The organism is Aeromonas sp. QDB14 (assembly GCF_027707845.1).
Classification (GTDB): Bacteria; Pseudomonadota; Gammaproteobacteria; order Enterobacterales; family Aeromonadaceae; genus Aeromonas; species Aeromonas caviae.
Genome location: NZ_JAPCJD010000139.1, coordinates 1 through 4654, shown reverse-complemented (window position 1 = coordinate 4654; position 4654 = coordinate 1). Strand labels below are relative to the sequence as shown.

The window sequence follows — 4654 nt, the reverse complement described above, 5'->3', positions numbered from 1 at the left end:
ACCCAGGGCGGTGAAGATATCAAAGACCCGTTTTCCGGTAAATCGCAATGCGGCTCCGCTTAAGTGAACAGCATTGCTGTCACAGCAGGCCCTTTTTCATTGGGGCTGATGACCCGGCACGTTCACGCTGGCCAGCTGCTCGGGCAGGCGGCTCGCCAGCCAGTCGATGGCAAGCCGGGTCTTGAGGGGCAGATGCGGACCATGGGGCCAGAGGGCGTTGATGGGATAGCGCCGACCCGGCAACCGGGCCAGCAGCTCGCGCAGCTCGCCCCGCTCAAGGTGGGGCCGCGCCAGCCAGGTCGGCAGCCAGGCGAGACCAAAGCCCGCGATGGCCGCCTGGGTGATGGCGTTGAGATCGTCCATCTGCAACCGCCCTCTGGGCTGGACCTCGCGCCATGTCTCGGCCTCCTGCCACCACCACGACAGCACCCGCCCCTGGCGCAGATAGGCGATGCACTCGTGCTCCGGTAACTCGGCCAGGGTCACAGGTTCTCCCCGCTCGGCCAGATAGGCGGGCGAGGCGCAGAGCGTCATGCCGTGCTCCCCGAGCCTGCGCGCCGCCAGATCCAGGCTGTCCGGCGGCTCTGCGTTGCGGATCACCAGATCCACCCCCTCCTCCACCAGATCCACCTTGCGATCGCTGAACGACAGCTCCAGGGCCAGCCCGGGATGCGCCTTCGCCAGCGCCAGCAAAATGGGGGCCACGCACTGCTGGCCGAACAGCACCGGCATGGAGACCTTCAATCTGCCGTTGAGGGTGAGCTTGTTGTTGGCCAGCGCAGCTTCCCCAAGACGCACCTCCTCCAGCGCCCGCAGGCAGTGGCGATAGAAGAGCGCCCCCTCCTCGGTCAGGCTCTGGCTGCGGGTGGTGCGATGAAACAGTTGCACGCCGAGACGCAGCTCCAGCCGCGCCACCCCCTTACCCACCGCCGAGCGGGTGAGGTGAAGCCGCTCCGCCGCCTGGGCGAAGCTGCCCGCCTCCACTACTGTGGCGAAGAGATCGATGCCGTTGAGCGTGTTTGCCATCTATTGCATACCTTTTGGAACCAATATGGCGAAATACTATCAGCACTGCGGAAAAAAATGACTGGTAAGCTCCCTTCATTCTTCACACGTTTCAGATGGAGTTTCCCTCATGAGCCAGATCCTGCTGCTGCAATCCAGCCTCAACGGCCCCGCATCCCGCACCAACCAGTTGATGGAGCGCTTCCTGCAAACACGCCGGGAGCAGGGCCACCAGGACCAGGTAGTGGTGCGCGACCTGACCGCCCTCGACTTGCCCGCCCTCGACAGCCCGTTGTTTCACGCCCTGCGCGGGGCTGAACCGGCCAATGAGGCCATCCGGCAGGCGGTGGCGCTGTCGGATCGGCTGATTGCCGAACTCAAGGCCGCCGACCTGCTGCTGATCGGCGCCCCCATGTACAACCTCAACGTGCCGACCCCCCTCAAGAACTGGTTCGATCTGGTGGCGCGGGCCAGGGTGACCTTCCGTTACACCGACACCTACCCCATGGGGCTGGTGGAGGGGGTCAACGCCCTGGTGTTCAGCAGCCGCGGCGGCGTGCATCAGGGACAGGCGACGGATGCGGTCACCCCCTACCTCCAATCCGTGCTCGGCCTGATGGGCATCGCGGAGGTGGAATTCGTCTACGCAGAGGGGATGGATCTGCGCCCCCACGGGGCGGAGCAGGGAATGCGCGAAGCCCATGCTCGGATCGCTGGCCTCGGCAGGTAGGGCCATCACCCGATCTTGCCCCTTCCAACCAGCCACCTGCTGCGCGGGACATTCCAAGTAAAAAAGCCCCGCAAGGGGCTTTTCTATGACTGCGGCAGTGGCGGCTGAGGGGGACTAGGCTTGTCTGGCATCGGCGCCTGCGGGCATGTCCCGCCAGAGCGCCAGAATGAGCAGCGCCAGCAGGGCAAAGGGCGGCACCAGGCAGAGCAGCACGCACAGGAAGGTAACAAGCCCCGGGTGGCGGCTCTTGCGCCTGGCCAGTCGCCAGGCCACCACGCCGACGACGATCATCAGCAGCAGCATGAAGAGAACAAACAGGTTGGAGTTGATGGTCATGAAAGCTCCTTTTTCATGGCAAAAGGCACACTCTAGCGCCGTTGCGTTCCCGGGCAACTCCCAATCTGGTGGTGCCTCCACCGGTCAATAGGCATTTTCTATTTCGCCGATAGATGAGAATGGTTTTCATTTGATGAGGTTCTGGGTGATACTGCCTTCATCGCCAGAGGAGACACCACCATGAAAAAGACCATCAGCTTCGCCATCCTGCACTTTTGTGTCGCCTTCACCGTGGCTTACCTGCTGACCGGCGAACTGCTCACCGCCAGCCTGATCGCCCTCATCGAGCCCGCCGTGAACACGGTCGCCTTCTACTTCCACGACCTTGGCTGGCACAAGCTCAAGCCTGAACACAGCCTGCAGGCCAAGACCAGCAGCTTCGCCCTGGTCCACTTCTCGGTGGCCTTCGGTGTCGCCTACCTGTTGAGTGGCGAGCTGCTCACCGGCGGCGTGATGGCACTGATCGAACCTGCCATCAACACCGTCGTCTTCTTCTTCCACGAGCGGCTGTGGCGCAGCCGCCAGACCTTGGCGCTGGCCGGCGTCTGATTGCCATGCAGGACCGCCCGGCACCCAAAAACACGGGGTGCTCCTGCCTCCTTCGGGTGTAAAGTGTGCTCTGGTCACGGGGCATCACGCCCCCTGTTGGAGCCCTGTCGATGAACAAGATCTTGCTTGGAACCCTGCTGTTTTCCCCTCTGCTGGCCGCGGCAGCCACCCCGTCCTTCGAGTGCGCCAAGGCGAAAGGCGCCGCCGAAACCCTCATCTGCAAGGATGCCGGACTAGCGGCGCTGGATAACGAGCTGTCAGCCCTCTATCCCAAGGCGATTGCCGGGTACTCCCCCGAGCAGCAGAAGAGCGAGCGCGCCATCCAGCGCGGCTGGATCAAGGGGCGCAACGACTGCTGGAAGGCGGGCGACCTGCGCCAGTGCGTGGAAGAGAGCTACCAGTTGCGGATCACCGAGTTGCAGATAAAAGGCGGCCAACTGAGGGTACCGACGCCGGTCGATTACCAGTGCGGCAAGAGCCTCACCCTCTCCACCTACTTCTACAACGAGGCCAAGCGGCCCGCCGCCATGATCAACCTGAGCGAGGGGGACAACCAGCAGCAGGTGCTCGCCTATGAGACCCCCAGCGCCAGCGGCGCCCGGTACGAGGGGCAAAACCTCACCCTCTTTAAGGGGAGCGACGCCAGGCTGGAGCGCCATGGTCAGCCCACCCTCGCCTGCAACAAGATTCCGGGCAACTGATCCCCCGCCCGGCCAGAGGTCGGGCAACCACTTCCGTACAGGCAGCAAGAGGTGGCCACTCGCCCCCTTTTACCTATCCTCTCCCCCTCTCCCCCTCTCCCCCTCTCGCCAATCCAGCCCGGGCGCCAGGCTTTCGGGCTGGCGTCCATTTGTTGATCTCGCCCGGCAATTCGCCATTTCCCCCTTTCCCTTCGCTTGCGGGCCGTTAATATAGCCAATTGGCAACACACGCCTCGTCGGAGTCTCCCATGAGCCATGCCAACCCTCTCGCAGGTAACGTGCAGCAGACTGGAGGCTGAGATCCAGTGCGGTAGCGTCGCCAAAGGGTGCGACCGGCAAGGGATAAGTAACTGATTCAACTATGTCGAGTGGAGTGAATGTATGGAAACGCAAGCACTGCATCGGGGTCGGCTGATCGACCATCTCCAGTTGGTGGTGAAAGACCTGGCCGCCAGCGAGCGCTTTTACAGGGCCATACTGGCCACCCTCGATGTGCCAATCGGCGGCGCGGGTGAGGGCTACTTCTGGGCTGACGAGCTGTTTGTCACATCCATCGACAGCCCGGCGGCGCTCGGCGCACTGACCGGTCGCCATCATCTCGCCTTTCAGGCGCAAGACAGGGCCACAGTCGATCGCTTCTATCAGGCAGCCCTGGCCCACGGCGGCCAGGACAACGGCGCCCCCGGCGAGCGCCATTATCATACCGGCTATTACGCCGCCTTTGTCCTCGATCCGGACGGCAATAATATCGAAGCGGTATATCACGGCGAGGCAAAGCGCAGTGCGGGATCGGTGGAAATTAGGTTTTAGAAAATAACAGATCACCGGTGATATGAACTTCGCCATGGTGCAACGAGGTGACTACGCCTTGCTCAACATAGTGATGCCCTGATTTTCTTATTGACTGCATTTTTATTCAGCCGTAATGATAGAGCCAAAAGAAGAAATCAAGCGATTACGAGCAGACTCAGAACCAAGCTGGCAATGTTATGATTTCAAATAAATTTTCCGTAACGGTAACAAAGTCGTTATGGAGTTATTCGGAAGGCTCGATTATCGAATTAGTATTGTCTTCCGTTTATTCACCATTATGAATTCAAGGAGATCTTGTGTCATTAGAGAAGTTTTCCAAGCTTTATAAAGACAATGGATTTGATGTTGAACTTGTAGATGACAAGTTAACACTGAAGATAGATAATTTAATTGTGCAATGTACGATAGAGGAAGAGTGGATAAAATCTATCGACTCATATTTTAACCTGATTACCCATGACCCTCAGCCAGCTTCAAGAGCCGATATGGCATCGGAGGGCTTGCCACGACTGCATGCCCC

7 protein-coding genes are annotated in these 4654 nt (G+C 60.5%); 5 read left to right on the top strand and 2 right to left on the bottom strand.

Annotated elements, in window-relative coordinates:
* Nucleotides 1–96: 96 nt before the first annotated feature.
* Nucleotides 97–1026: a LysR family transcriptional regulator gene (locus PG887_RS21835; RefSeq protein WP_270822902.1), complete on the bottom strand. Its 930-nt coding sequence runs from the start codon at nucleotides 1024–1026 to the stop codon at nucleotides 97–99.
* Between the two features lie 109 nt (nucleotides 1027–1135).
* On the opposite strand from PG887_RS21835, the gene PG887_RS21830 reads away from it, so the two are divergent.
* Nucleotides 1136–1735, top strand: coding sequence for an FMN-dependent NADH-azoreductase (locus tag PG887_RS21830; protein ID WP_045525670.1), 600 nt, complete (start codon nucleotides 1136–1138; stop codon nucleotides 1733–1735).
* Nucleotides 1736–1849: 114 nt separating this feature from the next.
* Here PG887_RS21830 and PG887_RS21825 read toward each other — a convergent pair whose 3' ends face one another.
* Entirely contained in the window at nucleotides 1850–2071 is a 222-nt protein-coding gene (locus PG887_RS21825) for a hypothetical protein (protein ID WP_039040192.1), read from the bottom strand.
* A gap of 180 nt (nucleotides 2072–2251) precedes the next feature.
* Between PG887_RS21825 and PG887_RS21820 the strand changes: the two genes are divergently transcribed.
* From PG887_RS21820 to PG887_RS21805, 4 genes are all read left to right on the top strand, one after another.
* Nucleotides 2252–2620, top strand: coding sequence for a DUF2061 domain-containing protein (locus PG887_RS21820; RefSeq protein ID WP_010675518.1), 369 nt, complete (start codon nucleotides 2252–2254; stop codon nucleotides 2618–2620).
* 110 nt (nucleotides 2621–2730) lie between these two features.
* Nucleotides 2731–3321 (top strand): MliC family protein, encoded by a 591-nt coding sequence (locus PG887_RS21815; RefSeq protein WP_270822900.1) that lies wholly within the window; start codon nucleotides 2731–2733, stop codon nucleotides 3319–3321.
* Nucleotides 3322–3702: 381 nt separating this feature from the next.
* Nucleotides 3703–4131: a VOC family protein gene (locus PG887_RS21810; RefSeq protein WP_270822898.1), complete on the top strand. Its 429-nt coding sequence runs from the start codon at nucleotides 3703–3705 to the stop codon at nucleotides 4129–4131.
* Nucleotides 4132–4430: 299 nt separating this feature from the next.
* The coding region (locus PG887_RS21805) for a hypothetical protein (protein WP_270822897.1) at nucleotides 4431–4654 on the top strand (224 nt) is incomplete at its 3' end.

What these genes read in the sequence shown, in the direction of transcription:
- PG887_RS21835 (WP_270822902.1), bottom strand. Translation starts at nt 1,026, where the DNA reads ATGGCAAACACGCTCAACGGCATCGATCTCTTCGCCACAGTAGTGGAG.
- PG887_RS21830 (WP_045525670.1), top strand. Translation starts at nt 1,136, where the DNA reads ATGAGCCAGATCCTGCTGCTGCAATCCAGCCTCAACGGCCCCGCATCC.
- PG887_RS21825 (WP_039040192.1), bottom strand. Translation starts at nt 2,071, where the DNA reads ATGACCATCAACTCCAACCTGTTTGTTCTCTTCATGCTGCTGCTGATG.
- PG887_RS21820 (WP_010675518.1), top strand. Translation starts at nt 2,252, where the DNA reads ATGAAAAAGACCATCAGCTTCGCCATCCTGCACTTTTGTGTCGCCTTC.
- PG887_RS21815 (WP_270822900.1), top strand. Translation starts at nt 2,731, where the DNA reads ATGAACAAGATCTTGCTTGGAACCCTGCTGTTTTCCCCTCTGCTGGCC.
- PG887_RS21810 (WP_270822898.1), top strand. Translation starts at nt 3,703, where the DNA reads ATGGAAACGCAAGCACTGCATCGGGGTCGGCTGATCGACCATCTCCAG.